We start from the raw sequence: 26,712 nt of genomic DNA on the forward strand, positions 1-26,712 counted from the left end.
CCTCCCCGCCGACCGGCGGGCCGCCTTCCGGCGACGGTTTCCCGACGGGCGGGCGAACTTCCTCTGTTCGCCCGCCCGTTCGCCGTACGCACCCGTAGGGTGATCGGCCGTGACCAGTCGACACCCCTCCTCGCCGAGCCGCCGCACGGTTGTACGGGCCGCCGCCGCGAGCGCCGCCGCCGCCCCCGTACTCGCCACGGCCACCACCACCTCCGCCGCCCCCGCCCGCCCGGCCGGGCCGCCGGCCTTCCTCCACGGCGTCGCCTCCGGTGACCCGCTGCCCGACGGTGTCCTGCTGTGGACGCGCGTCACCCCCGAACCCGGCGCGGAGCCCGGCTCGGGCCGCGGCGCCGCCACCCCCGTGCACTGGGAGGTCGCTGAGGACCGGGAGTTCGCGCGCATATCCGCGAGCGGCACCGCCGTCGCCTCGGCCGCCTCCGACCACACGGTGAAGGCCGACGTACGGGGGCTGCGCCCGGCCACGGTGTACTACTTCCGCTTCACCGCGGGCGGCGACCACACCGCGGGCGACGCGACGACCGGTGCGGTCTCCCCCGTCGGCCGCACCCGCACCGCCCCCGCGTCCGACGCCGCCGCCCCCGGCATCCGCTTCGGCGTGGTGTCGTGCGCCAACTGGGAGGCCGGTTGGTTCTCCGCGTACCGCCATCTCGCCGCCCGTCCGGATCTGGACGCTGTCCTGCACCTGGGCGACTACCTCTACGAGTACGGCACCGGCCAGTACCCCACGCAGGGCGCGGCGCTGCGCGAGCACCTGCCCGCCCACGAGATCCTGAGCCTCGCCGACTACCGCACCCGGCACGGGAACTACAAGACCGACGCCGACCTCCAGGCGCTGCACGCGGCGCACCCGGTGATCGCGATCTGGGACGACCACGAGTTCGCCAACAACGCCTGGTCGGGCGGGGCGCAGAACCACAGCCCGGACACGGAGGGGGCGTGGGAGCAGCGGGTGGCCGCGGCCAAGCAGGCGTACTTCGAGTGGATGCCGGTCCGCGCCTCCACCGAGGGCACGGTCTACCGGCGGCTCCGCTTCGGGCGGCTCGCCGATCTCCATCTGCTGGATCTGCGCAGCTTCCGCTCCCAGCAGGCGTCCATCGGCAGCGGGCGGGTGGACGACCCGGAGCGCACGGTCACCGGCCGGGCCCAGCTGGACTGGCTGAAGGCGGGCCTCGCCGCCTCGGGTGCGGCCTGGCAGCTGGTCGGCACGTCGGTGATGATCTCCCCGGTCGCCTTCGGCGCGCTCCCCGCCCATCTGCTGGAGCCGCTGGCGGGGCTGCTGGGGCTGCCGAAGGAGGGCCTCGCGGTCAACGTCGACCAGTGGGACGGCTACACCGACGACCGCAGGGAGCTGATCGCGCATCTGCGGGACCGGTCCATCGCGGACACGGTGTTCCTGACCGGCGACGTCCATATGGCCTGGGCCAACGACGTGCCCACGAGGGCGGCCACCTATCCGCTGTCGCCGTCGGCCGCCACGGAGTTCGTGGTCACGTCGGTGACCTCGGACAACCTCGACGACATCCTGCGGGTCGCCCCGCAGACCGTGTCGCTGGTCGCAGCCGCGGCCGTACGGGCGGCCAACCGCCATGTGAAGTGGGTCGACATGGACGCGCACGGTTACGGGGTGCTGGACGTGACCGCGGAGCGGGCGCAGATGGACTACTACGTGCTCTCCGACAGGACGGCCAAGGACGCCACCTCCGCCTGGGCCCGCTCCTACCGCACCCGCCGGGGCACCCAGCGCGTCGAGCGGGCCGACCGCCCGGTGCGCTGAGCGCCGCGCACCGGGCTACAGCGTGGCGAGGAAGCCGAGCGCGACCTTCCAGGTCTGCTCGGCGGCCGCCTGGTCGTAGTCGTGCAGATCGGGGTCGGTGAACAGGTGCCCGGCCCCGGGGTAGCGGTAGACCTCCACGTCCGCACCGGTCCGCTGCATCTGGAGGTACCAGCTGTTCAGCCAGTCGTGGGACTCGAAGGGGTCCGGGTCCGCGACGTGCAGCTGGACGGGGAGGTCGGCCACCGAGGCGTTCTCGGCGATGTCCGAGGTGCCGTGGAACAGCAGCAGCCCGCGCGCCTTCGCGTCGCCGAGGGCCAGGGTCTGCGCGGTCGCCGCCCCCAGGGAGAAGCCCGCGTAGACGAGCCCCTGGTCGGAGTAGGGCGCGGCGGCCAGCACGGCCCGCCTGAGCAGCTCGTCCTTGCCGACCTCGTCCTTGTAGGCCATGCCCTCTTCCACCGTGTCGAAGGTGTGCCCCTCGAACAGATCGGGCACGCGCACCTCGTGGCCGACGTCCCGCAGCCGCGCGGCAGCCGCGTGTACAGCGGGCCTGAGCCCGTACGTCGAGTGGAAAAGCATGATGTTCATGAGGCCCATGGTGTCATTGGTGCCCTGGGGGCTGCCCTACAGCTTGGAGAACGAAGCAATGGAGAGCGTGCTGCGCCCGCTGATCGTCATCGGCGGTTCCGTGGTGATCACCCTGCTGGTCGGCTGGCTGGTCGACCGGCTGCTGCGGCGGGCCGACAGCCGTCACCACGAGACCCCGCTGTGGGGACTGCTGCGGCGCTGCCGGCCTCCGTTGCAGGTGGTGATCATCACGGCGCTGCTGCGCGGCAGCTACCGCCAGTCGGGCATCGCCTGGGTGTGGGAGCACCGGGTCGGGATAGGCCAGGTCCTGACCCTGGTGCTGATCGGCGCGTCCGCCTGGCTGGTGGTGCGGATCGCGGCGACGGTCGTGGAGGCCAGTTACAGCCGGTACGCGGCGGCCACCCGTGATCCGGCCCGGGTCCGCCGGGTCCGTACGCAGGTGACCCTGATCCAGCGGGTGGTCACCGCCGTGGTGACGGTGGTCGCCATCGCGGCGATGCTGCTGACGTTCCCCCCGATGCGGGCGGTCGGCACGTCGATGCTGGCCTCGGCCGGTCTGCTCGGCATCGTCGCGGGCGTCGCCGCCCAGTCGACGCTCGGCAATCTCTTCGCAGGGCTCCAGATCGCGTTCGGCGACATGGTGCGGATCGGCGACACCGTGGTGGTGGACGGCGAGTGGGGCACGATCGACGAGATCACCCTGACGTTCCTGTCGGTACGTACCTGGGACGAGCGGCGGATCACGATGCCGGTCTCGTACTTCACCAGCAAGCCCTTCGAGAACTGGTCGCGCGGTGGGGCGCAGATGACCGGCACGGTCTACTTCCAGCTCGATCACTCCGCTCCGGTGGCCGCGATGCGGGAGAAGCTGCGCGACGTCCTCGGGGACATCGGTGCCTGGGACGGCCGGGACTGGTCGCTGGCCGTCACCGACACCACGCCGACCACCATCGAGGTGCGCGCGGTGGTCACGGCGAAGGACGCGAACGACATCTGGACGGTGCGCTGCGCGGTGCGCGAGCAGCTGATCGGCTGGCTGCGCGACCACCATCCGTACGCGCTGCCGCGGATCGCCACCGCGCCCGCCGTGCTGCCGCCGGGCGAGCAGTGGGCCGATCAGGCGGGCGCGGCGGGCTGGCCCGGCCGCAACGGGAGCGCCCCGCCCGCCGGCAAGGCCCCCCGGACCGGCCGCGGCTGACCCCGTACCCGAGGGCCCGGGCGCGCGGCCGCTCAGCGCAGCGAGCGGAAGTCCAGATACCGCAGCACCCGGTCCACGACCTCCGGGTCGGCCCCGGCCTCGCTGCGCGCGGAGAGCACCGCGTGGCGGGCGGCCGACATCATCTCGCGCTGGACCCGGCTCACCGCCTTGAAGCGGTCGGCGCGCCGCGCGTACGCCGCGCGCCGCTCCTCGTCGACCATGTCCGGGCTGATCCGGGCCCCGATGTCGTACGCGGCGCGCTGGAGGCGCTCCACGACCTCCTCGGGGAACTCCTCCACCTCCTGGATCTCCTTGAGGCGGTACTTGGCGGCCTTGGCGGCCCGGATGGCGAGGTCCCGTTCCAGGGCCGCTTCGGCGGCGGTGTCGGCCCGGACCTTCAGCTTGCGGACCAGCCAGGGCAGGGTGAGCCCCTGGAAGACCAGGGTGACCATGATCACGGCGAACGCGATGAAGATGATCTCGTCGCGCCCGGGGAACGGCCGCCCGTCGTCCGTCTCCAGCGGGATCGCCAGCGCCAGGGCGACCGAGGCGACCCCGCGCATCCCGGCCCACCACATCACGACGGTCTCCCGCCAGCTGGTGGGAATCTCCTCGCTGACGTCCCGCCGGGTGTGCAGCCGCTTGGCGAGCCAGGTCGCGGGCAGCAGCCACAGCAGGCGTACGCCGACGACGACCGCGACGACCGCGAGCCCCCAGCCGACCATCTCCAGGGCCCGCCCGTCGGCGGTGCCGAACACGCTGTGCAGCTCCAGGCCGATGAGCCCGAAGGCCACGCCGGTGACCAACGTGTCGACGATGTCCCAGAAGGTACGTCCGGTGAGCCGGCCGAGCACGTCGTCGGCGTCGGCGGTGTGCTCGGCGAGGAACAGCGCGACGGTCAGGACGGCCAGCACACCGGAGCCCATCAGCTCCTCCGCCAGGACGTAGGCGACGAAGGGCACCAGCAGGGTCAGGCCGACCTGGAGGGTGGCGTCACCGAGCAGGTTCATCAGCTTGATGGTGAGCCAGCCGAGCGCGAGGCCGACGGCGACCGCGACGACGGCGGAGAGGATCAGCAGCCCGAAGGCCTCGGGGAGCGAGAAGGTTCCGCTGACGGCGGCGGCGATGGCCACGTGGTAGAGCACGATGGCGGTGACGTCGTTGAAGAGGCCCTCGCCCTCCAGGATGGAGACGAGCCGGCGCGGCAGCCCCACGGAACCCGCCACGGCGGTCGCCGCCACCGGGTCCGGCGGGGCGACGAGGGCGCCGAGCGCGACGGCCGCGGCGATGGGCAGCCCCGGCACGATCGAGTTGGCGACCGCGGCGACGGCGGCCGTGGTGACGAAGACCAGGGCGACGGCCAGCAGGAAGATCGGGCGTTTGTTGGCGGCGAACTGCCGCCAGGAGGTGCGCTGCACGGTGGCGTAGAGCAGCGGCGGGAGCAGCGCGGGAAGGATGATCTCCGGCGGGATGTCGACACTCGGAACGAACGGCGTGAACGCCATCGCGATGCCCGCCAGGGTCATCAGCACCGGTGCCGGGAGGCCCAGCCGTGCGCCGAGCGGTACCGTGACCACGGCTCCGAGCAACAGCAGGAGCAGCAGCGTCAGTTGATCCACGGGGTGCCTTCCGGAGCGCAAGGGTCCGGGCCGTCGCCCACGGCCGGACAAGGCTTCCACCCTGCCACGCGCGGTGTGCGATTCGGTCGATACCCTCCGCTTCGGGCCCTTTCGGGGCACTCAGGCCGGGCGGATGTCCCGTCGCATGGCGCGGTGCGGGATGCCCGCGTCGGGGAACTCGGGGCCGTACGCGACGTATCCGAGCCGCTCGTAGAAGCCGAGGGCGTGGGTCTGGGCGTGCAGGTCGACGGCGGCCAGGCCGAGCCTGCCCGCCTCGTCCTCCAGGGCGCGCACGAGGGCCGCGCCGACCCCGAGGCCGCGGGCCTCCCGGGTCACCGCGAGCCGGCCCAGCGAGCCGACGGTGAGGTCGCCACCGGTCCTGCCCGACGCGGCCTCCCCGTGCAGCAGCCGTCCCGTACCCAGCGCCGTGCCGTCCGGCGCGACGGCGAGCACATGCACGGCGGTCGCGTCGAGGGCGTCGTACTCGATCTCCTCGGGCACGTTCTGCTCACCGACGAAGACGTCCTTGCGCACCTGGAAGCAGGCCGCGAGGTCACTCTCCTCGACGGCCCTGCGGGTGCTGTACGCGGATGGCGCCGAGGTCACTGGCTCTCCGCGGAGATGGTGTCGAGGGCCTTCTGGAGGTCGGCCGGATAGCTGCTGGAGAACTCCACCCAGCTGCCGTCGGCCGGATGCTCGAAGCCCAGGCGCACCGCGTGCAGCCACTGCCGGGTCAGCCCGAGCCGCTTGGCGAGGGTCGGGTCGGCGCCGTACGTCAGGTCACCGACGCAGGGGTGGCGGTGGGCGGACATGTGGACCCGGATCTGGTGGGTACGGCCGGTCTCCAGCTTGATGTCCAGGAGGCTGGCGGCACGGTAGGCCTCGATGAGGTCGTAGTGGGTCACCGACGGCTTGCCCTCGGCGGTGACCGCCCACTTGTAGTCGTGGTTGGGGTGGCGCCCGATGGGGGCGTCGATGGTGCCGCTCATCGGGTCCGGGTGGCCCTGGACGAGCGCGTGGTACTTCTTGTCGACGACCCGGTCGCGGAACTGGGCCTTGAGCAGGGTGTAGGCGCGCTCGGACTTGGCGACGACCATCAGGCCGGAGGTGCCGACGTCGAGGCGGTGCACGATGCCCTGGCGCTCGGCGGCGCCGGAGGTCGAGATCCGGTACCCGGCGGCGGCGAGTCCGCCGATGACGGTGGTGCCGGTCCAGCCGGGGCTGGGGTGGGCGGCGACGCCGACGGGCTTCACGATGACCACGATGTCGTCGTCGTCGTGGACGATCTCCATGCCCTCGACGGGCTCGGCGACGATCTGGACGGGAGGGGCCGCCTGCGGCATCTCCACTTCCAGCCAGGCGCCGCCGTGGACCCGCTCGGACTTTCCGGCCACCGAACCGTCCACCTGGACCTTCCCGGCTGCGGCCAGCTCGGCGGCCTTGGTGCGGGAGAAACCGAACATCCGGGAGATGGCGGCGTCGACGCGCTCGCCCTCCAGGCCGTCCGGTACGGGCAGGGTGCGGATCTCGGGGTGCGTACTCACCTGTCGAGTATGCCTTGCGCCCGTGGGTCCCCGCGCCGGGCGGTCGGTCCCGGCGGAGCCGTCAGTCCTTGTGGACGGTCCCGTCGGGGTCCAGGCCCTTGAAGGAGAGGATCACGATGAGGATGCCGCCGCACACGATCGCGGAGTCGGCGAGGTTGAAGACCGCGAAGTGCTTGGGGGCGATGAAGTCCACCACCGCGCCCTCGAACACGCCCGGCGCCCGGAAGAGCCGGTCGGTGAGGTTGCCGAGCGCACCGCCCAGGAGCAGTCCCAGGGCGATGGCCCACGGCAGGCTGTAGAGCTTGCGGGCGAGCCGGACGATGACCACGATCACCCCGGCGGCGATGATGGTGAAGATCACCGTGAACGCCTCGCCGAACCCGAAGGCGGCGCCCGGGTTGCGGAGCGCGCGGAACTGGAGCCAGTCGCCGATGATGTCGATCGGCGGCTGGTGCTCCAGCTTGGCGACCACGATCATCTTGCTGATCAGGTCGAGCAGGTAGGCCACGACGGAGACGCCGATGAGCACGAGGATCCTGCGCTTGCCCGTGCCCGCGTTCACGGCGGCGTCGGCGGCCGTGCTGCCGCCCTCGTCCGTGCCCTCGGCCTCGGGATTGTCCGGCGTACCGATGATGCGCTCCGCCTCTGCCACGTGAGTCCCTCAACCTAGATGCCTGACTGAGGATGAGGGTACGACACACCTGTGCGGATCAGCCGCGCCGCTCCTGCTTCTGCTTGTCCTCGACGCACAGGGTGGCCCGGGGGAACGCCTGCATCCGGGCCTTCCCGATCGGTTTGCCGCAGACCTCGCAGAGCCCGTAGGTCCCCGCCTCCAGCCGGGCAAGCGCCCGCTCGGTCTGCTCCAGCATCTCCTGGGCGTTGGCGGCGAGCGACAGCTCGTGCTCGCGGGTGATGTTCTTGGTGCCGGTGTCGGCCTCGTCGTCGCCCGCGCCGTCGCCGGAGTCCCGCATCAGCCCGGCGAGCGCCGCGCCCGAGGCCTCCAGCTCGCTGCGCAGCCGCAGGGTCTCGCTGGTCAGCAGCGTCCGCGCCTCGTCGACCTCCGCGGGCGTCCAGGGGTCCTCCCCGGGCCGTACGGCCAGCTCGCCGGGGGCGGCCGCGCGGGCCGGCGGCACCGGGGCCGTCGCCTGTGCGCCTGCTGCGGGGCGACTAGCGCTCTTCTTGGCTACCACCGTGTGGGCTCCCGTCTGCTCGGCGGCCTCGGCCGCCCCCGTGGCCGTCGTCGCGGCCCTTTTCGCGGCCTTCTCGGCCCCGGTCTTCTTGGCGGTGCTCTTCTTGGGGACGGCTTTCCCGTCGGCGGTCTTCTTCGCGGCCGCCTTCTTGGCCACTGCCTTCCCGGGGGACGTTGCCTTCCGGGGGGCCGTCTTCTTCGCTGCCTTCTTGGCAGTCGTCTTCTTGGCGGCGCTCTTCTTCGCCGTCTCCTTCGCGGGCTCGGCCGGTGGCTCGTGGGTGCCGTCGTGCTCGGCCGCGGTCTCTTCCGCCGTCTTCTTCGCCACCATGGCCGCGGCCCCTTCACATATTGTGATCTTGCTCGCGAATCGTGCTGGGACGATAAATCGACCCCAGCGCCGCGGCAACGGGGCACGCCGCCGTTCCGCCTCTCCCGGGACCCGGTCGTGGCGCGCCTGCATCCGTTGTTCCCAGCTCCCCGCCGGGTAATCCGGCCCGCGCGGCCCGCCGGGAAGTCCGTACGCCCCGTCCGCCCACTCGGGTCACGCCCGCGCGCCCCCGATAACCGGTCGGCCGTCGGCCGTACGGGCCCGTACACTGGGCCCAGCGAGAGGCATGGATGGGACGAGTAGCGCCGTACGCAGCCAGCAGCGACCCGGGGACGGTGGGAGCCCGGGGGCGAGCGCGACGTGAAGATCACCCCGGAGCCGCCGGAAGAACGCCTTGGGGCCACTAGACCCGGCATCGCGACCCCAATGAGGGGGCCACGGGCGCACGCCCGCGGCCAAGGAGGGTGGTACCGCGGGAGCCGAGGCGCTCTCGTCCCTCCGACGGAAGTGGAAGACGTCCGCCGGAGGAAGCCGCACATGACATCGCCGCAGTACCGCCAGGTACCCGCCCAGGTCGACCTGCCCGCGCTGGAGCACGCCGTGCTCGACTTCTGGCGCGAGAGCAAGATCTTCGCCCGGAGCCTCGAACAGTCCGAGGGCCGCCCCGAGTGGGTCTTCTACGAGGGCCCGCCCACCGCCAACGGCATGCCTGGCGCCCACCACATCGAGGCCCGCGTCTTCAAGGACGTCTTCCCCCGCTTCCGCACGATGCAGGGCTACCACGTGGGCCGCAAGGCCGGCTGGGACTGCCACGGCCTGCCGGTCGAGCTCGCGGTGGAAAAGGAACTGGGCTTCAACGGCAAGAAGGACATCGAGGCGTTCGGCATCGCCGAGTTCAACGCCAAGTGCCGTGAGTCGGTGACCCGGCACACCGACGCCTTCGCCGAGCTGACGACCCGGATGGGCTACTGGGTCGACCTGGACGACGCGTACCGCACGATGGACCCCGAGTACGTCGACTCCGTGTGGTGGTCGCTGAAGGAGATCTTCAACAAGGACCTGCTGGTCCAGGACCACCGGGTCGCCCCCTGGTGCCCCCGCTGCGGCACGGGCCTGTCCGACCACGAGCTGGCCCAGGGCTACGAGACGGTCGTCGACCCCTCGGTCTTCGTCCGCTTCCCCCTCACCTCCGGCCCGCTGGCCGGCGAGGCGGCCCTCCTGGTCTGGACGACCACCCCCTGGACCCTGGTCTCCAACACGGCCGTCGCCGCACACCCCGAGGTCCGCTACGTCGTCGCGACGAACGGCGAGGAGAAGCTCGTCGTCGCCGAACCGCTCCTGGAGAAGGCCCTCGGCGAGGGCTGGGAGGTGACCGGCCGGTCGTTCACCGGCGCGGAGATGGAGCGCTGGACCTACGAGCGCCCCTTCGCCCTGGTCGAGTTCCCGGCGGAAGCCCACTACGTGGTCAACGCCGAGTACGTCACGACCGAGGACGGTACGGGTCTGGTCCACCAGTCCCCCGCGTTCGGCGCCGACGACCTCGTGGTCTGCCGTGCGTACGGCCTCCCGGTGGTCAATCCGGTCCGTCCCGACGGCACTTTCGAAGAGGATCTCCCGCTGGTCGGCGGCGTCTTCTTCAAGAAGGCCGACGAGGCGCTGACCGCGGACCTGGAGGCGCGCGGCAAGCTCTTCCGCCACGTCCCGTACGAGCACAGCTACCCGCACTGCTGGCGCTGCCACACGGCGCTGCTCTACTACGCGCAGCCGTCCTGGTACATCAGGACGACGGCGATCAAGGACCGCCTCCTTGAGGAGAACGAGAAGACCAACTGGTTCCCGGACTCGGTCAAGAACGGCCGCTTCGGCGACTGGCTGAACAACAACGTCGACTGGGCACTCTCCCGCAACCGCTACTGGGGCACGCCGCTGCCGATCTGGCGGTGCGAGGACAACCACCTGACGTGCGTGGGCTCACGCGCGGAGCTGACGGAACTGACGGGCGCCGACCAGTCGAACCTGGACCCCCACCGCCCGTTCATCGACGAGATCACCTTCACCTGCTCGCACGAGGACTGCCGGCTGGAGGCGTACCGCGTCCCGGAGGTCATCGACGCCTGGTACGACTCGGGTTCGATGCCGTTCGCGCAGTGGGGCTACCCGTACAAGAACAAGGAGATCTTCGAGAGCCGCTACCCGGCGCAGTTCATCTCGGAGGCCATCGACCAGACCCGCGGCTGGTTCTACACGCTGATGGCGGTAGGCACCCTGGTCTTCGACAAGTCGTCCTACGAGAACGTGGTCTGTCTGGGCCACATCCTCGCCGAGGACGGCCGCAAGATGTCCAAGCACCTGGGGAACATCCTCCAGCCGATCCCGCTGATGGACCAGCACGGGGCGGACGCGGTGCGGTGGTTCATGGCTGCGGGCGGCTCCCCCTGGGCGGCACGACGGGTGGGCCACGGCACGATCCAGGAGGTCGTCCGCAAGACGCTCCTCACCTACTGGAACACGGTCGCCTTCCAGGCCCTGTACGCGCGCACCTCGGGCTGGGCCCCCTCGGCGGCCGACCCGGCCCCGGCGGACCGCACGGTCCTGGACCGCTGGCTGCTGAGTGAACTGAACGCGCTGGTGGACCAGATGACGGTCGCCATGGAGGGCTACGACACCCAGCGCGCAGGCAAGCTGCTCTCCGCGTTCGTGGACGACCTGTCCAACTGGTACGTACGCCGCTCGCGCCGCCGCTTCTGGCAGGGCGACAAGGCGGCGCTGCGCACGCTGCACGAGGTCGTCGAGACCGTGACGCGTCTGATGGCCCCGCTGACGCCGTTCATCACGGAGCGGGTCTGGCAGGACCTGATCGTTCCGGTCACCCCGGACGCCCCGGAATCGGTACACCTGTCCAGCTGGCCCAAGGCGGAGGTCTCCGCGATCGACCCGACGCTCTCCACGCAGATGGCGCTGGTGCGCCGCCTCGTGGAGCTGGGCCGGGCCACGCGCGCCGAGTCGGGTGTGAAGACGCGCCAGCCGCTGTCGCGCGCACTCGTCGCGGCGAACGGCTTCGACGCCCTCTCCCCCGAACTGCGCGCACAGATCACGGAAGAGCTGAACGTCACGTCCCTGGCCTCGCTCTCCGAGGTGGGCGGCTCGCTGGTCGACACGACGGCGAAGGCGAACTTCCGGGCCCTGGGCAAGCGGTTCGGCAAGGGTGTCCAGGCGGTGGCCAAGGCGGTGGCCGAGGCTGACGCGGCGGCGCTCTCCCTCGCCCTGCGCGAGGGCACGGCGACGGTTGAGGTGGAGGGCGAGCAGATCACCCTCTCCCCCGACGAGGTGATCATCACGGAGACCCCCCGCGAGGGCTGGTCGGTCGCCTCGGACTCGGGCGCGACGGTCGCCCTGGACCTGGAGATCACCCCGGAACTGCGCCGCGCGGGCCTGGCCCGCGACGCGATCCGCCTGATCCAGGAGGCCCGCAAGAACAGCGGCCTGGACGTCGCGGACCGCATCGCCGTCCGCTGGACCTCCACCTCCCCGACGACGGTCGAGGCCCTCACCGAGCACACCCCGCTGATCGCGGACGAGGTCCTCGCCCTGGACTACGCGCAAGGCGAGGCGGACGACACGTACGGCGAGGTGTTCGAGGACGAGGGCCTGGCGCTCACGTTCCGCCTGCGCAAGCGGTAGCCCGTACGCAAGCGAAGGGCCCGGCCGGAAGCGCGATTCGGCCGGGCCTTTCCGTACCCCCTCAGGAAACGACGGCGAGGCTGTTTCTCCTCAATCGCCGGAGGGGCCGGCTATGCCCTCCCTCACCCAAGAAGCGGGACCGGGTCGTCTCAAGCCCTCCGGCGATTGAGGAGCGGGGTCCGGGGCCGAGCCTCGAAGATCAGCCCGTCCGGCGCTTGAGGGCACAGGGGGCCGGGAGACGCCGCCCACGGCAAAGGGCCGGGCCCCGGGAAATCCCGGGGCCCGGCCCTTTGCCTGCCGACGGCTACGCGCTCATCGAGCGCGAACCGCTCAGTTGTCGTCCTCGTCGATCAGAAACCCACGCATCGGCGACGGCGCCTGCTGCATCGGCTGCGGCGCCTGCGGCCGCACCGGCGCCATCGGCTGCGTCATCGCGGGCGACATCTGCTGCTGCCCGCCGTAGGACGGCGCACTGCCCATGGACTGGCCGCCACCCATCTGCTGGCCGCCATGGCCACCGTGGTTGGAGCCGCCCATGGAGTGGCCCATCGCGCCCGCACCGGCCGGGGCCAGCGAGGGGGACGGCGGCAGCGAAGCGGTCGCCGGGGTCCGCGGCGGGGCGAGCGAGTCGTCCGCCTGGGTCTCCAGCTGACGCAGCTGGCTCTCCAGGTACGACTTCAGCCGCGTGCGGTACTCGCGCTCGAAGCCACGCAGGTCCTCGACCTTGCGCTCCAGCGTCGCGCGGGCCGACTCCAGCGAGCCCATCGCCACACGGTGCTTCTCCTGCGCGTCCCGCTCCAGGGCGTCGGCCTTGGCGCGCGCGTCGCGCTCCAGGCCCTCGGCACGGCTGCGCGCCTCGCCGACGATCTTGTTGGCCTCGGAACGGGCCTCCGCGATCGCCTGGTCGGCGGTCTGCTGCGCGAGCGAGAGGACACGGGCGGCGCTGTCGCCACCGGGGCCCTGACCCTGCTGCTGCATCTGCGGCTGCTGCATCTGCTGCATCTGCTGCTGGGGGTTGTGACCCATCGGACCGCCCATGGGGCCACCCATGGGACCGCCCTGCATCGGGCCGGGGCCGTGCGGGCCCTGCTGACCGGGGCCATGGCCGCCCTGGGGGCCGTGGCCGCTGGGACCTGCGGGCAGCTGCGGCGCGCCGCCGGGCAGCTGGGGCGGACCCATCTGCGGGGGCTGCTGCTGCTGCGGCGGTCCGGATATGGCGGCGGGAACGGGCGCACCCGGGCGATCCTGCTGTTCCGGCGGCTTGCGCATACTCTGCTGCTGCTGTTGCTGCTGCTGGTTCTGCGCGGCGGCGCGCGTCGCAGCGGCCAGTTTGGCGCGCAGGTCCTCGTTCTCACGGAGCAGACGGGTCAGCTCCGATTCGACCTCGTCGAGAAAGGCATCGACCTCGTCCTCGTCATAGCCTTCTCGGAGGCGGACGGTCGTGAACTGCTTGTTCCGCACGTCCTCGGGGGTCAACGGCATCTCTTCTTCACCTCTACGTAGTCGTCGGCAGTCGGCAAGACCGTATCGCTCACAACCTGACCACAACGCTGATCAGGATGTAGACGATGATCATCAGAACGAAGAAGGACAGGTCGAGTGCCACGCCCCCGAGACGCAGCGGCGGGATGAACCGCCGCAGAAGCTTGAGCGGTGGATCGGTGACAGTGTAGGTGGCCTCAAGTACGACCACCATCGCCTTGCCGGGTTGCCATGAACGTGCGAACTGGAAGACGTAGTCCATGACCAGCCGGAAGATCAGCACGATGAGGAAACACATCAGCGCGATATAGACCACATCCAGTGCGACGCCCATGTCCCGCGCTTCCCTCTCCCCTGGCTCTCGTAGCTCCGGCCGGGTGGCCGGTTTCCGGCCTTGCGGCCGGGTCGTTCCCGTGTCGTGTTCTCAGCTCTGGTTGAAGAATCCGCCCTCTGCGATGCGGGCCTTGTCCTCCGCCGTGACATCGACGTTAGCAGGCGACAACAGGAACACCTTCTGCGTCACGCGTTCAATGCTGCCATGGAGCCCGAAGACGAGTCCTGCGGCAAAGTCGACAAGTCGCTTCGCGTCCGTATCGTCCATCTCCGTGAGATTCATGATCACCGGAGTGCCTTCACGGAAGTGTTCCCCGATGGTACGGGCCTCGTTGTACGTCCTGGGGTGCAGCGTGGTGATGCGGTACGGCTCCCGCTCGGACACGACCTTGGGCATGATCACCGGTGCGTTCTTCTCCAGACTCGGACGTTCAGGTGTGATGGATGCCACGGGGGCGATTCGGGCGGGTCGCCCGCTTTCCGCAGGGAGCTGAACCGGCTCGCGCTGAGCGGGCGGCTGCACCACTCGCACCGGTTCGTCCCTTTCGCGCTCCCGCTCGCGATCGCGCTCACGGTCCCGCTCCACCTGGTGGGGGGGCTGGTGCCGGCGCCGGTCGCGCTCGGGCTCCGGCTCAGGTTCGAATTCGTCATCGGGGTCGAACCCCGGACCGTCGTACCCATCGTCCTCCACGAGGCCGAGGTAGACCGCCATCTTGCGCATCGCGCCGGCCATGCTCCGAGTCCTCCGCTCTGTGGTGGATCGGCATTCGTCACCAAGTGCCCGCGATCCACGGTGGTCTGCCCATTTTGTGTGGGAATGACCATATTTTCTGCTGTGGTCCGACTTGCTTCGCGACGTTACCCGAGCCGGGGTCGGTCTCCGAGTACCGCCGTACCGACGCGTACATGTGTCGCTCCGGCCGCCACCGCGTCCTCCAAGTCCCCGCTCATACCTGCGGAGACCATGTTCGCAGCCGGACGGTCGACGCGCAGGCGGGACGAGATTTCCATCAGCCGGTCGAAAGCGGCCCGTTGCCGTCCCGCAAACGGTCCGGCCAGCGGCGCCACGGTCATCAGACCGTCGAGCCGGAGTCCGTCGGCCGCGTCCACCGCGGCCGCCAACTCCTCGACCCCGTCCGGGGAGACCCCGCCGCGCTCACCGCGCTCACCGCTCCCGGCATCCAGGGCGACCTGGATGAGGCAGCCGAGCTCGCGGTCCGCGCGGACCGCGGCGACCGAGAGGGCGGTGACCAGCCGGGCGCGGTCCACCGACTGCACGACATCGGCATAACTCGTCACAGAACGAACCTTGTTCGTCTGCAATTGTCCGACAAAGTGCCATGTCAGAGAAAGATCCGCACAAGCGGTGGCTTTGGGCGCCGCGTCCTGGTCACGATTCTCCGCGACATGGCGCACACCGAGTTCGTGCAGGATCCGCACATCGCTCGCGGGGTAGGTCTTGGTGACCACGATCAGGGTCACGTCCTCGCGCTCGCGACCGGCCGCGGCGCAGGCGGAGGAGATCCTTTCCTCCACCTGTGCGAGATTCGCCGCGAGTTGAGCCTTACGGTCCGTCATGCCCTATCCGTCCAACCAGACATATCCGGCGAGCCGCCCGGTGGTGCGGTCGCGGCGGTACGAGAAGTGGTCGCCCGATTCCCGGGTGCAGACCGGCGAACGGTGCCGGTCGGTCACGCCGAGAGCGGCGAGCTGGGTGTGCACTCCGCCGGTGACATCCACCGCCGGGGTCCCCCAGCTGGTCTCGGACCAGGTGCCGGGAACGGCTTCCGCGACCTCGGCCCGCATCTCCGCCGGGACTTCGTAGCACCGTCCGCAGACGGCCGGTCCGGTGTGTGCGGTGATCCGGGCGGGTTGTGCGCCCAGCGCGACCATGGCCTCCACCGCCGCCGGCACGATTCCGGCGACCAGTCCCGGCCGCCCGGCGTGCGCCGCTCCGACGACTCCGGCGACCGGGTCGGCGAGCAGTACGGGGGTGCAGTCGGCGGTGAGCACCGCGAGCGGCAGTCCGCGCCGGGCGGTCACCACCGCGTCCACCGCCGGAATCTCCGTGTCCGCGCCCCAGGGCCCGTCCACCACCACGACGTCCCGGCCGTGCACCTGGTTCATCCAGACGACCGAGGCCGGGTCGATGCCGAGGTCGTGGGCGGCGCGCTCGCGGTTCGCGCCGACGGCGGCGGAGTCGTCGCCGACCGCGCCGCCGAGGTTGAGCTCCTCGTACGGAGCGGCGCTCACTCCGCCCCACCGATCGGTGAAGGCGAAATGAGCGCTGCCCGTGACGGGTTCTGCCCGATGCTGACCTATCACTTCAAGAAGTCCGGAACATCCAGCTCTTCGGCCTGGGCGTCCTGGTAGGGACGGGCCGGCGGGACGTGCGGCGGAGAGACCGGCGGAAGCGTGCTCTCGCTCGAAGCCGACGCGGGGGCGGGCTCGGCCGGGGCCGGGCTCTCCTCGCGCGGGGGTACGGAACCGAGTCCGCCCGTCGGCCGCACGGACTCGGCGGAGGACCTGGCCGGAGCGGCCGGCTCCTCGCGCTTGTTGGAGTTCGCACCGAGGACGTTCTCCCGGCGGGCCGGCGGCTGTCCGCCGTCGAAGCCCGCGGCGATCACGGTGACCCGCACCTCGTCGCCCAGGGCGTCGTCGATGACGGCGCCGAAGATGATGTTGGCCTCGGGGTGGGCCGCCTCGCTCACCAGCTGGGCGGCCTCGTTGATCTCGAAGAGACCGAGGTCGCTGCCGCCGGAGATGGAGAGCAGGACACCGCGGGCGCCGTCGATGGACGCCTCCAGGAGCGGCGAGGAGATCGCCATCTCCGCCGCCGCGACCGCACGGTCGTCGCCGCGCGCCGAGCCGATGCCCATGAGCGCCGATCCGGCCTCGGACATGACCGACTTGACGTCGGCGAAGTCGAGGTTGATCAGACCCGGCGTGGTGATGAGGTCGGTGATGCCCTGGACACCCGAGAGCAGCACCTGGTCGGCCGACTTGAACGCGTCGAGCACGCTGACCTGGCGGTCCGAGATGGACAGCAGGCGGTCGTTGGGGATGACGATGAGGGTGTCGACCTCTTCGCGGAGCTCGGCGATGCCGTCCTCCGCCTGGTTGGCGCGTCGTCGGCCCTCGAAGGTGAACGGGCGGGTGACCACACCGATCGTCAGGGCGCCCAGCGAGCGCGCGATGTTGGCGACGACGGGTGCGCCGCCGGTGCCGGTGCCGCCGCCTTCTCCGGCGGTGACGAAGACCATGTCGGCCCCCTTGAGGACCTCCTCGATCTCCTCACGGTGGTCCTCTGCCGCCTTGCGACCGACGGCCGGGTTCGCCCCGGCGCCGAGGCCACGGGTGAGTTCGCGGCCGACGTCGAGCTTGACGTCGGCGTCGCTCATCAACAGGGCCTGTGCATCCGTGTTGATCGCGATGAACTCAACGCCCTTGAGGCCGACCTCGATCATTCGGTTGATGGCATTGACACCACCGCCGCCGACACCGATGACCTTGATGACTGCGAGGTAGTTCTGCGGTGCTGCCACGTCGAAGGCCTCTCGCCTCGAGTTACGTGTCGTCGCTCTGCGGTGGCCCCGCGGCGACGACTGATGTCGATGGGGACGGTCCGAACGCCGACCCAAACCCTAACGTTGAAGTTTAGGGTTACCAGTGTGTCTGCTTCCTGGACTCTTCCGAACAGGACACTAAGTCGACAAGTGGCGCACGTTCAACGAACACGCCGAACCTCCCGTTTTTCTTTTCACCCTATGTGATCACCCGTAGCGCTGACCAACCAGGGTGCTGGCCAGCACAAATACCCGTCAACTCGCTGATACCGCCGGGGCGCTGGGAGCGCTTACGTCGAACTGTCCCGCTTTGGGGGCGGCTTTCATCAGCGCGGTGAGAACACGGGCCTTCACCGGTCCGTCCTCGCCGCTGCCCCAGATCACCACACGATCCCGGGTCAGCCGCAAGGAGATCGCGTCGTACGAGATGACCCGTACGGCTTCGGTATCCTTGGCGACGCCCGCGGGAAGGTCCCCGGCGACCCGTACCGCTTCCCGCAGCAGACGGTCGTCGCCGAAACGGCGAAGGCTCGCGGAGGGGGCGGGGGTCAGCTCCAGCAGGGGCACACCCTTCGGCGCCTTGTCCACGGTGGCGAAGCGGACGCCCTTGGCGTCCACTTCCACGAACTTCCCGTCCTTCCCGACCAGCAGGACCGGCTTCCGTTCCGTCACCTTAAGGCTGATGCCGTGGGGCCAGGAACGAGCGACATCCACTGTGTCGATACGTGGCAACTTCTGGCGCAACCTGCTCTCCATGGCGTCGGTGTCCACCGAGACCAGCGGGGCGCCGACCGGTGCGGCCGCCACCGCTTCGACCTCTTCACGGGTGAGTACCTCGACGCCGCTCGTACGGACGCGTTCGACGCGCAGCCAGGAGGAACCGTAGAGCACCCAGATCACGAACGCGGTGAGCAGGGCCGCCGCGAGGGTGATCAGGATCAGCAGCGTACGGCGGCTGATCCGGCGCCCCTCGGGGCCGGTCCGCGGCGGGCGGGCGGGGGTGTCCGCCCGCTCGGGGGCGCCGCGCTGGGCGGTCGTCGGTCCGGCCACGCTCGCTCCTTCGCCGGGCCCGGGGCGCGTGCCCCGGGCCCGAACCGCCTCGCGCCGCACGCCTAGCGGCGTGCGGCGATCGCTTCGTACACCATGCCGACGAGCAGGTCGTCGGCGTCGCGCCGGCCGAACTCCGCGGCCGCACGGGACATTTCGTACAGCCGGTGGGGGTCCGACAGCACCGGCAGGACGTTGGCCTGCACCCACTCCGGGGTGAGCGCCGCGTCGTCGACCAGCAGGCCGCCGCCGGCGTTGACCACCGGCTGGGCGTTGAGCCGCTGTTCGCCGTTGCCGATGGGCAGCGGGACATAGGCGGCGGGGAGCCCGACGGCGGAGAGTTCGGCGACGGTCATCGCACCCGCGCGGCAGAGCATCATGTCGGCCGCGGCGTACGCGAGGTCCATCCGGTCCACGTACGGTACCGGGATGTAGGGCGGCATCCCGGGCATGTTGTCGATACGCGGCAATTCGTTCTTCGGGCCGACCACATGCAGGATCTGGATCCCGGAGCGCTGGAGCAGCGGCGCGACCCGCTGCACGACCTCGTTGAGGTGGCGGGCGCCCTGCGAGCCGCCGGAGACCAGCAGCGTCGGCAGGTTGGGGTCGAGGCCGAAGGAGGCGCGGGCCTCCGGGCGGACCCGGGCGCGGTCCAGGGTGGCGATGGTGCGGCGCAGCGGGATGCCGATGTAGCGGGCGCCGCGCAGCTTGCTGTCCGGGGTGGATACGGCGACCCCGTGGGCGTACCGCGAGCCGATCTTGTTGGCCAGGCCCGGGCGGGCGTTGGCCTCGTGGACGACGATGGGCACGCCGACCCGCTTGGCCGCGAGGTAGCCGGGCAGGGCGACATAGCCGCCGAAGCCGACCACGCAGTCCGCCTTGGTGCGCTCCAGGACCTGCTCGGCCGCCTTGATGGTGCCGCGCAGCCGGCCCGGGACGGTGATCAGTTCGGGCGTGGGCTTGCGGGGCAGCGGGACGGCGGGGATGAGCGCCAGCTCGTATCCCCGCTCGGGTACGAGCCTGGTCTCCAGTCCGCGTTCCGTGCCGAGGGCAGTGATCCCCACGGTCGGGTCCTGCCTGCGCAGGGCGTCTGCGAGGGCAAGCGCGGGCTCGATGTGTCCGGCGGTCCCCCCGCCGGCGAGTACGACATGCACCGAAATTCACCGCTCTCCGGACGGACGCTTCTTGACGCGCCGTCTCATCGTCTTCCATCTCACCCCGGGCTTCCGCATGGCCAGGGCCGCCTTCGCGGCGGGATCCTCCCGTGCGAAGGCGATCATCAGCCCGACCGCGAACATCGTCGGCAGCAGAGCCGATCTCCCGTAGGAGAACAGCGGGAGCGGAACCCCGGCGATCGGCAACAGGCCGAGCACCGCACCGATGTTGATCACGGCCTGGGCCGTGATCCACGTGGTCACGCCTCCCGCGGCATACCTCACGAAGGGGTCCTCCGTGCGTCCGGCCACGCGGATACCCGCATAGCCTAGAGCCGCGAACAGGGCGAGCACGGACAGCGTCCCCGCCAGACCCAGTTCCTCACCGGTGATGGCGAAGATGAAGTCGGTGTGAGGTTCGGGGAGTTGCCCCCATTTTTCCACACTCGCACCCAGTCCGGAACCGAACCATCCGCCGGACGCCAGAGCGTAGATTCCGTGTGCGGCCTGCCAGCAGCCGTCCTCCGGGTCGGGTTCGCCGACGATGCCCATGCAGGAGAGCCGGGACATCCGGTTGGGGCTGGTCCAGATCAGCAGGAACGCGATGACGGCGGCGAAGCCGAGCACCCCCGCGAACAGCCGGGTGGGGGCGCCGGCCAGCCAGAGCAGGCCGAACAGGATCGCCGCGAGGATGATCGCGGTTCCCATGTCGCCACCGAGCATGATCAGTCCGAGCAGCATGAAGGCGACCGGCACGAGCGGCACGAGCATGTGTTTCCACTGGGTCAGCAACCGCTTGTCCTGTTTGCGGGCGAGCAGGTCCGCGCCCCACAGGATCAGGGCGAGCTTGCCGAACTCGCTGGGCTGGAGCTGGAAGGAGCCACCCAGAGAGAGCCAGTTCTGGTTGCCGTTGACCGACATCCCTATCCCGGGGACCTGGACCAGGACCATCAGGAAGGCGGTGGTCATCAGCAGCGGGTAGGCCAGGGCCCGGTGGAGTTTGACCGGCATCCGGGCGGCGATCAGCATCAGTGCGCCGCCGATGACGGCGGCGAGGAACTGCTTCCCGAAGAAGTACGTCGAGGGCTTGCTGATGTCCAGCGCCTTGATCATCGAGGCGGAGTAGACCATCACCAGGCCCAGCACCGTGATCAGGAGGCTGGAGCCGAGGATCACGTAGTAGGCGGTCAGGGGCCGGTCCCAGGCGCGTCGTGCCCGCTCGAAGGCCCGGCGCGGTCCGCCACCGCGTCCGGAGCGCGGGGTGCGGGGGCCCGAGCCGCCGCGTGCGGGGCCGCGAGGCGTCTCGGGACGGCGGGCGCCGGTGGCGAGGCGTCCGCGCAGGGCGAGCCCGGGGGGCAGCGGTACTCCGGAGGGCGCGGGCGCCACGGCGAGGGGGCGGGGAACGGACGCCCGTGTGCGCATCCGCCGTACGGCGGATCTCTCATCGGCCGGCATGGTCGCTGTCCCCTCCACTGCTCGTGCCCGGGGCCGCGGCCCCGGGCGCGGAGGCCCGGTCGGTCAGGCGCTCTCGTCGGCGCGCGCGCGGACGGCGTCCGCGAACGCCTCGCCCCGCTTGTTGTAGTTGGTGAACATGTCCATCGAGGCACAGGCCGGGGCCAGCAGTACCGTATCGCCCGGCCGGGCGAGCGCGGCCGCCTGCGCGACCGCTTCGGACATCGCCCCAGTGTCGGTCCGTTCGAGGTCGACCACCGGGACTTCGGGGGCGTGTCGCGTCAGGGCTTCGCGGATCAGGGCCCGGTCGGCGCCCATCAGCACGGCCCCGCGCAGCCGCTGCGCGGCGCCGGTCACCAGCGCGTCGAAGGTCGCGCCCTTGGCGAGGCCCCCGGCGATCCAGACGACGGAGTCGTAGGCGGCGAGGGAGGCCTCCGCGGCATGGGTGTTGGTGGCCTTGGAGTCGTCGACGTAGGCCACCTCCCCGATGTCCGCGATGTGTTCGATGCGGTGGGCGTCCGGACGGAAGGCCCGCAGTCCGTCGCGTACGGCGGCCGCCTCCACGCCGAAGGCGCGGGCCAGGGCGGCGGCGGCCAGCGCGTTGGCGATGTTGTGCGGGGCCGGCGGGTGGACGTCGGAGACCTCGGCGAGCTCCTGGGCCTGCTTGTGCCGGTTGGCGACGAACGCCCGGTCGACGAGGATGCCGTCGACCACGCCGAGCTGCGAGGGACCGGGGGCGCCGAGGGTGAAGCCGATGGCCCGGCAGCCCTCCTCGACATCGGCCTCGCGGACCAGGTCCTCGGTGGCCGGGTCGGCCGCGTTGTAGACGCAGGCGACCGTGTTGCCCTCGTAGACGCGCCCCTTGTCGGCGGCGTACGCCGCCATCGAGCCGTGCCAGTCGAGGTGGTCGGGGGCCAGGTTGAGGACGGCCGCGGAGTGGGCGCGCGGGGAGGGCGCCCAGTGCAGCTGGTAGCTGGAGAGTTCGACGGCGAGGACGTCGTACTCCTGATCGCCGAGCACGGCGTCCAGCAGCGATACGCCGATGTTGCCGACGGCCGCGGTGCGCAGGCCCGCAGCTTCGAGGATCGAGGCCAGCATCCGTACGGTGGTGGTCTTGCCGTTGGTGCCGGTGACCGCGAGCCAGGGCGCGGGCTTCCGGCCGCCCGAGCCGCGCAGTCGCCAGGCCAGTTCGACGTCGCCCCAGACCGGGACGCCCGCCTCGGCGGCAGCCAGGAAGAGCGGCTTGTCCGGCTGCCAGCCGGGGGCGGTGACGACGAGGTCCGTGGACGGCGGCAGGGTGGCGCCGTCGCCGAGGCGCACGGTGATGCCGAGCGCCTCCAGTTCGGCCGCCTGCGCACGGGCGCGGTCGTCGTCGCCGTCGTTGACGACGGTGACGCGCGCGCCGCGCTCGTTGAGGGCGCGGGCCGCGGGGATACCGCTGACGCCGAGCCCGGCGACGGTGACGTGCTTGCCCTGCCAGTCCACGGAGCTCACTTCTTGGCTGCCCATCCCGCGTAGAAGAGGCCGAGGCCGACGATCACGCACATGCCCTGGATGATCCAGAAGCGGACCACGACAAGGACTTCGGACCACCCCTTGAGTTCGAAGTGGTGCTGGAGCGGCGCCATCCGGAAGACCCGCTTGCCGGTCATCTTGAACGAACCGACCTGGATGACCACGGACATGGTGATCATCACGAAGAGGCCGCCGAGGATGGCGAGCAGGAACTCGGTGCGGGACAGGATCGCGAGGCCCGCGAGGGCTCCGCCGAGGGCGAGCGAACCGGTGTCGCCCATGAAGATCTTGGCGGGCGAGGTGTTCCACCACAGGAAGCCGAAGCAGGCGCCCATCAGGGCGGAGGCGACGACGGCGAGGTCGAGTGGGTCGCGCACCTCGAAACAGGCGCTCGGGTTGGTCAGGTTGGCCGCGTTGGCGCAGGACTCCTGGAACTGCCAGAGGCCGATGAAGGTGTAGGCGCCGAAGACCATCACCGAGGCACCGGTGGCCAGACCGTCCAGACCGTCCGTGAGGTTCACGCCGTTGGACATGGCGAGGATCATGAACAGCGCCCAGACGCAGAACAGCACCGGGCCGATCGACCAGCCGAAGTCCTCCACGAAGGAGAGCCGGGTGGAGGCGGGGGTGTTGCCCCGGGAGTCCGCGAACTGGAGCGAGAGCACCGCGAAGGCGATACCGACGATCAGCTGGCCGGCCATCTTCGCCTTGGCCCGCAGACCGAGCGACCGCTGCTTGACGATCTTGATGTAGTCGTCGAGGAAGCCGACGAGGCCCATCCCGGCCATCAGGAACAGGACGAGGGCCCCGGAGAAGCTCATCGACTCACCCGTGATGACCTTCGCGAGGATGTACGCGATGATCGTCGCCAGGATGAAGGCGATGCCGCCCATCGTGGGCGTGCCCTTCTTGCTGCCGTGCGTGCGCGGGCCGTCGTCCCGGATGAACTGCCCGTACCCCTTGCGGGCCAGCAGTTTGATCAGCAGCGGGGTACCGACCAGGGTCAGGAAGAGCCCGATGGCCCCCGCGAAGAGGATCTGCCTCATCGGCCGGCGACCTCGCCCTCGGTCGAGTTCTCCAGCAGTGCCAGGGCGACCTTCTCCAGACCGACCGACCGGGACGCCTTCACCAGCACGACGTCTCCCGGGCGCAGTTCACTGCGCAGCAGGTCGACGGCCGCCTGTGCGTCGGACACGTGCACCGACTCCTCACCCCACGAACCCTCGTTATATGCGCCCAGTTGCAGCCAGGAGGCTTCTCTCCCCCCGACAGCGACGAGCTTGCTGACGTTGAGCCGGACGGCGAGCCGTCCGACCGCGTCGTGCTCGGCGAGCGACGCGTCACCGAGCTCGGCCATCTGACCGAGCACCGCCCAGGTGCGCCCCCCGTCGGCCGCTCGGGCCTGGCCCATGGCAGCCAGCGCACGCAGTGCGGCTCTCATGGATTCGGGGTTCGCGTTGTAGGCGTCGTTGACAACCGTCACACCGTCCCCGCGCTCGGTGACCTCCATGCGCCAGCGGGAGAGGGTGCCCGCCTCCGAGAGCGCCTCGGCGATCTCGGTCACGGACATGCCCAACTCATGGGCGACGGCGGCCGCGGCGAGCGCGTTCGACACGTGGTGCTCACCGTACAGGCGCAAGGTCACGTCGCTGCACCCGGTGGGTGTGTGGAGCTGGAAAGCGGGCCGCCCGTCGGCGGTCATCCGGACCTTCTCGCCCCGTACGTCCGCTTCCGGGGCTTCTCCGAAGAGCAGGACGCGGGCCTTGGTGCGCGAGGCCATCGCGCGTACGAGAGGGTCGTCGGCGTTGAGCACGGCGCAGCCGTCCTCGGGGAGGACCTCGACCAGCTCACCCTTGGCCTGGGCGATGGCCTCGCGGCTGCCGAACTCGCCGAGGTGGGCGGAGCCGACGTTGAGGACCAGACCGATGCGGGGCGGGGTCAGCTCGGCCAGGTAACGGATGTGCCCGATACCGCGGGCGCCCATCTCAAGGACCAGGTGCTCGGTCTCGGCGGTGGCGCTCAGGGCCGTGAGAGGCAGGCCGATCTCGTTGTTGAGGGAGCCGGGCGTCCAGACCGTGGGGGCCTTGCGCTGAAGGAGCTGGGCGATCAGGTCCTTGGTGGACGTCTTGCCCGCGGAGCCGGTGAGGCCGACGACGGTGGTGCCGAGGCGTTCCACTACGGTTCGGGCGAGCGCGCCGAGTGCGGCGACCACGTCGTCCACGACGATCGCCGGAACACCGACGGGGCGGGCGGCCAGGACGGCTGCCGCGCCCGCCTCGACGGCGCGCTGCGCGTAGTCGTGGCCGTCGACCCGTTCGCCGGCGAACGCGGCGAACAGGCTGCCGGGCACGACCTCGCGGGAGTCGATGACGACGGGTCCGGTCACGGTGACTGCCGGGTCCGGTATGTCGTGCGGCTGCCCGCCGACGATTCCGGCGATCTCGGCGAGGGAAAGGGTGATCACTTGGTCATCCCTGACTGTTGTTCTCGTGGTGAGGGGCGCGGCCCGCGGCGCCGGTGCGCGCCTGGGACCGCTCGATGGCTGCGTGCAGGACCTTGCGGTCGTCGAAGGCGCGGACCACTCCGTGGACGTCCTGGCCCTGCTCGTGGCCCTTGCCCGCCACCAGGACGGTGTCGCCCGGTTCGGCGCGGGCGACGGCGGCGGCGATGGCGGCGGCCCGGTCGGCGTCGACGAGCACGTCGCCGCGTTCGTGGACGGGGACCTCGGCGGCGCCGGAGAGCATCGCGGCGAGGATCGCGAGGGGGTCCTCGGAGCGGGGGTTGTCGGAGGTCAGTACGGCGGTGTCGGCGAGCCGGGCCGCGGCGGCGCCCATCGGGCCGCGTTTGGTGGTGTCGCGGTCGCCTCCGCAGCCGAGGACGATGTGCACCTTGCCCTCGGTGACCTTGCGCAGGGAGCGCAGGACGGACTCGACGGCGTCGGTCTTGTGCGCGTAGTCGACGACGGCGAGGTAGGGCTGCCCGGCGTCCACCCGCTCCAGTCGCCCGGGCACGCCGGGCACGGCGGCGACGCCGTCGGCGGCGGTCTGCGGGTCGACGCCCGCGACGGCCAGCGTGACGATCGCGGCGAGGGTGTTGGCGACGTTGAACGGGCCGGGCAGCGGGGCGCGGGCGGCGATCCGCTCGCCCTTCGGGCCGACGGCGGTGAAGGTGCTGTCCTGCGGGCCGACCTCGACGTCCTCGGCGTGCCAGTCGGCGTCGGGGTGGCCCTCTGCGGAGAAGCTGGTGACCGGGACGCCGGACTCGGTGATGAGCCTGCGACCGTACTCGTCGTCGAAGTTCACCACGCCGCGGTGGCTGCGCTCGGGGGTGAAGAGCTGGGCCTTGGCCTGGAAGTAGTCCTCCATGCCGGAGTGGAACTCCATGTGCTCCGGGCTGAGGTTGTTGAAGACGGCGACGTCGAAGACGCAGCCGTCGACCCGGCCGAGCACCAGGGCGTGGCTGGAGACCTCCATCGCGACGGCCTCGACACCGCGCTCGCGCATGACGGCGAACAGGGCCTGGAGGTCGGTGGCTTCGGGGGTGGTGCGCTCGGACTTGATGCGCTCGTCGCCGATGCGCATCTCGACGGTGCCGATCAGCCCGGTGGGGCGTCCGGCGGCGCGCAGTCCGCCCTCGACCAGGTACGCGGTGGTGGTCTTGCCCGAAGTGCCGGTGATGCCGATCTGGAGGAGGCCGATGCCGGGCCGCCCGTAGATGTCGGCGGCCAGCTCACCCATGACGGCGCGCGGGCTCTCGGCGACCAGGACCGGCAGGCCGGTGGCGGCGGCGCGTTCGGCGCCCGCGGGGTCGGTGAGGACGGCGGCGGCCCCGAGGCCCGCGGCCTGGGCGGCGAAGTCGGCGCCGTGGAAGCGGGCGCCGGGCAGGGCCGCGTACACGTCACCGGGGCGCACGGCCCGTGAGTCGTGCGTGATGCCGGTGGCCTCACCGGAGGCCGGTGCTTCGATGCCGAGCCGGCCGGCCAGCTCGCCGAGGGGGGTGGGCCGGAGCCGGTCCGGTCGGGGCGCTCCCGGGTAGGTCACAGGCGCGTCCTTCTGGGTGGTTTGGGACTGATCAGCGTGGGGCACGGCGGTGAGCGTACCGGGCCGGTGCGGCGTCTCGCGAAGCGAGGGACCCTGGTTCCGGTGGTTCTCGTTCCGGTTCCCGGGATCGGGGGTGATGGTTGTCACTGAGGGTTCCCTTGGAGGAGATGCTCGCGCATCCCCG

At 71.0% G+C, this 26,712-nt stretch carries 22 protein-coding genes; 3 read left to right on the top strand and 19 right to left on the bottom strand.

What is annotated here, in order from left to right:
• Positions 1–109 precede the first annotated feature (109 nt).
• Positions 110–1,795 (top strand): alkaline phosphatase D family protein, encoded by a 1,686-nt coding sequence (locus ACZ5WC_RS01110; RefSeq protein ID WP_468538756.1) that lies wholly within the window; start codon positions 110–112, stop codon positions 1,793–1,795.
• Between the two features lie 15 nt (positions 1,796–1,810).
• Here the strand turns inward: ACZ5WC_RS01110 and ACZ5WC_RS01115 are convergent, their stop codons facing one another.
• Positions 1,811–2,389, bottom strand: coding sequence for a dienelactone hydrolase family protein (locus ACZ5WC_RS01115; RefSeq protein WP_468538758.1), 579 nt, complete (start codon positions 2,387–2,389; stop codon positions 1,811–1,813).
• Between the two features lie 49 nt (positions 2,390–2,438).
• On the opposite strand from ACZ5WC_RS01115, the gene ACZ5WC_RS01120 reads away from it, so the two are divergent.
• Positions 2,439–3,578 (top strand): mechanosensitive ion channel family protein, encoded by a 1,140-nt coding sequence (locus tag ACZ5WC_RS01120; RefSeq protein ID WP_468539386.1) that lies wholly within the window; start codon positions 2,439–2,441, stop codon positions 3,576–3,578.
• Positions 3,579–3,610: 32 nt separating this feature from the next.
• On the opposite strand, the gene ACZ5WC_RS01125 is transcribed toward ACZ5WC_RS01120, so the two are convergent.
• The 5 genes from ACZ5WC_RS01125 to ACZ5WC_RS01145 all read right to left on the bottom strand — a co-directional run bounded on the left by ACZ5WC_RS01125 (position 3,611) and on the right by ACZ5WC_RS01145 (position 8,258).
• Positions 3,611–5,197 carry a Na+/H+ antiporter gene (locus tag ACZ5WC_RS01125; protein ID WP_468538760.1) on the bottom strand — a complete coding sequence of 529 codons (1,587 nt, stop codon included), beginning with the start codon at positions 5,195–5,197 and terminating at the stop codon, positions 3,611–3,613.
• 120 nt (positions 5,198–5,317) lie between these two features.
• On the bottom strand, positions 5,318–5,803 hold the full coding sequence (locus ACZ5WC_RS01130; protein ID WP_468538762.1) for a GNAT family N-acetyltransferase: 486 nt from the start codon (positions 5,801–5,803) through the stop codon (positions 5,318–5,320).
• Entirely contained in the window at positions 5,800–6,741 is a 942-nt protein-coding gene (locus tag ACZ5WC_RS01135) for an RluA family pseudouridine synthase (RefSeq protein WP_468538764.1), read from the bottom strand. Before ACZ5WC_RS01135 ends, ACZ5WC_RS01130 begins: the two co-directional genes overlap by 4 nt.
• Positions 6,742–6,802: 61 nt before the next feature.
• Positions 6,803–7,393, bottom strand: coding sequence for a signal peptidase II (gene lspA, locus ACZ5WC_RS01140; protein ID WP_311119175.1), 591 nt, complete (start codon positions 7,391–7,393; stop codon positions 6,803–6,805).
• A 58-nt stretch (positions 7,394–7,451) separates the two neighbouring features.
• Complete coding sequence (locus ACZ5WC_RS01145) at positions 7,452–8,258, bottom strand: TraR/DksA family transcriptional regulator (protein ID WP_468538766.1); 807 nt, start codon at positions 8,256–8,258, stop codon at positions 7,452–7,454.
• A gap of 537 nt (positions 8,259–8,795) precedes the next feature.
• On the opposite strand from ACZ5WC_RS01145, the gene ileS reads away from it, so the two are divergent.
• Positions 8,796–11,939, top strand: coding sequence for an isoleucine--tRNA ligase (gene ileS, locus ACZ5WC_RS01150; RefSeq protein ID WP_468538768.1), 3,144 nt, complete (start codon positions 8,796–8,798; stop codon positions 11,937–11,939).
• A 330-nt stretch (positions 11,940–12,269) separates the two neighbouring features.
• Here the strand turns inward: ileS and ACZ5WC_RS01155 are convergent, their stop codons facing one another.
• The 13 genes from ACZ5WC_RS01155 to ACZ5WC_RS01215 form a co-directional block, all read right to left on the bottom strand.
• Entirely contained in the window at positions 12,270–13,421 is a 1,152-nt protein-coding gene (locus tag ACZ5WC_RS01155; protein ID WP_468538770.1) for a DivIVA domain-containing protein, read from the bottom strand.
• Between the two features lie 49 nt (positions 13,422–13,470).
• The gene (locus ACZ5WC_RS01160; RefSeq protein ID WP_006123846.1) at positions 13,471–13,755 is read right to left on the bottom strand and encodes a YggT family protein; all 285 of its coding nucleotides are present in this window, start codon (positions 13,753–13,755) and stop codon (positions 13,471–13,473) included.
• A gap of 90 nt (positions 13,756–13,845) precedes the next feature.
• A complete protein-coding gene (locus ACZ5WC_RS01165; RefSeq protein ID WP_096631108.1) occupies positions 13,846–14,487 on the bottom strand; it encodes a cell division protein SepF in 642 nt (213 codons plus the stop codon).
• Between the two features lie 125 nt (positions 14,488–14,612).
• Complete coding sequence (locus tag ACZ5WC_RS01170; protein WP_468538772.1) at positions 14,613–15,332, bottom strand: YggS family pyridoxal phosphate-dependent enzyme; 720 nt, start codon at positions 15,330–15,332, stop codon at positions 14,613–14,615.
• Positions 15,333–15,335: 3 nt separating this feature from the next.
• Positions 15,336–16,079, bottom strand: coding sequence for a peptidoglycan editing factor PgeF (gene pgeF / locus ACZ5WC_RS01175; protein ID WP_468538774.1), 744 nt, complete (start codon positions 16,077–16,079; stop codon positions 15,336–15,338).
• Positions 16,076–17,299, bottom strand: a complete 1,224-nt coding sequence (ftsZ, locus tag ACZ5WC_RS01180) for a cell division protein FtsZ (RefSeq protein ID WP_096631113.1) — start codon at positions 17,297–17,299, stop codon at positions 16,076–16,078. Before ftsZ ends, pgeF begins: the two co-directional genes overlap by 4 nt.
• A 276-nt stretch (positions 17,300–17,575) precedes the next feature.
• Entirely contained in the window at positions 17,576–18,370 is a 795-nt protein-coding gene (locus ACZ5WC_RS01185) for a cell division protein FtsQ/DivIB (protein ID WP_468538775.1), read from the bottom strand.
• A gap of 62 nt (positions 18,371–18,432) precedes the next feature.
• Positions 18,433–19,521, bottom strand: a complete 1,089-nt coding sequence (gene murG / locus ACZ5WC_RS01190; protein WP_311119182.1) for an undecaprenyldiphospho-muramoylpentapeptide beta-N-acetylglucosaminyltransferase — start codon at positions 19,519–19,521, stop codon at positions 18,433–18,435.
• A gap of 6 nt (positions 19,522–19,527) precedes the next feature.
• Positions 19,528–20,976 (bottom strand): putative lipid II flippase FtsW, encoded by a 1,449-nt coding sequence (gene ftsW, locus ACZ5WC_RS01195; RefSeq protein ID WP_468538777.1) that lies wholly within the window; start codon positions 20,974–20,976, stop codon positions 19,528–19,530.
• 63 nt (positions 20,977–21,039) lie between these two features.
• Positions 21,040–22,482: a UDP-N-acetylmuramoyl-L-alanine--D-glutamate ligase gene (murD, locus tag ACZ5WC_RS01200; protein WP_468538779.1), complete on the bottom strand. Its 1,443-nt coding sequence runs from the start codon at positions 22,480–22,482 to the stop codon at positions 21,040–21,042.
• Positions 22,464–23,534 (bottom strand): phospho-N-acetylmuramoyl-pentapeptide-transferase, encoded by a 1,071-nt coding sequence (gene mraY / locus ACZ5WC_RS01205; protein WP_468538781.1) that lies wholly within the window; start codon positions 23,532–23,534, stop codon positions 22,464–22,466. Before mraY ends, murD begins: the two co-directional genes overlap by 19 nt.
• On the bottom strand, positions 23,531–24,952 hold the full coding sequence (locus tag ACZ5WC_RS01210) for a UDP-N-acetylmuramoyl-tripeptide--D-alanyl-D-alanine ligase (RefSeq protein WP_468538783.1): 1,422 nt from the start codon (positions 24,950–24,952) through the stop codon (positions 23,531–23,533). The genes mraY and ACZ5WC_RS01210 overlap by 4 nt, the downstream gene beginning before the upstream one ends.
• A gap of 4 nt (positions 24,953–24,956) precedes the next feature.
• Positions 24,957–26,675, bottom strand: a complete 1,719-nt coding sequence (locus ACZ5WC_RS01215; RefSeq protein WP_468538785.1) for a UDP-N-acetylmuramoyl-L-alanyl-D-glutamate--2,6-diaminopimelate ligase — start codon at positions 26,673–26,675, stop codon at positions 24,957–24,959.
• Positions 26,676–26,712 lie beyond the last annotated feature (37 nt).

The organism is Streptomyces sp. NPDC033165, assembly GCF_055577965.1.

What these genes read in the sequence shown, in the direction of transcription:
- ACZ5WC_RS01115 (WP_468538758.1), bottom strand. Translation starts at nt 2,389, where the DNA reads ATGGGCCTCATGAACATCATGCTTTTCCACTCGACGTACGGGCTCAGG.
- ACZ5WC_RS01120 (WP_468539386.1), top strand. Translation starts at nt 2,439, where the DNA reads ATGGAGAGCGTGCTGCGCCCGCTGATCGTCATCGGCGGTTCCGTGGTG.
- ACZ5WC_RS01145 (WP_468538766.1), bottom strand. Translation starts at nt 8,258, where the DNA reads ATGGTGGCGAAGAAGACGGCGGAAGAGACCGCGGCCGAGCACGACGGC.
- ileS (WP_468538768.1), top strand. Translation starts at nt 8,796, where the DNA reads ATGACATCGCCGCAGTACCGCCAGGTACCCGCCCAGGTCGACCTGCCC.
- ACZ5WC_RS01155 (WP_468538770.1), bottom strand. Translation starts at nt 13,421, where the DNA reads ATGCCGTTGACCCCCGAGGACGTGCGGAACAAGCAGTTCACGACCGTC.
- ACZ5WC_RS01160 (WP_006123846.1), bottom strand. Translation starts at nt 13,755, where the DNA reads ATGGGCGTCGCACTGGATGTGGTCTATATCGCGCTGATGTGTTTCCTC.
- ACZ5WC_RS01165 (WP_096631108.1), bottom strand. Translation starts at nt 14,487, where the DNA reads ATGGCCGGCGCGATGCGCAAGATGGCGGTCTACCTCGGCCTCGTGGAG.
- ACZ5WC_RS01170 (WP_468538772.1), bottom strand. Translation starts at nt 15,332, where the DNA reads ATGACGGACCGTAAGGCTCAACTCGCGGCGAATCTCGCACAGGTGGAG.
- ftsW (WP_468538777.1), bottom strand. Translation starts at nt 20,976, where the DNA reads ATGCCGGCCGATGAGAGATCCGCCGTACGGCGGATGCGCACACGGGCG.
- murD (WP_468538779.1), bottom strand. Translation starts at nt 22,482, where the DNA reads ATGGGCAGCCAAGAAGTGAGCTCCGTGGACTGGCAGGGCAAGCACGTC.
- mraY (WP_468538781.1), bottom strand. Translation starts at nt 23,534, where the DNA reads ATGAGGCAGATCCTCTTCGCGGGGGCCATCGGGCTCTTCCTGACCCTG.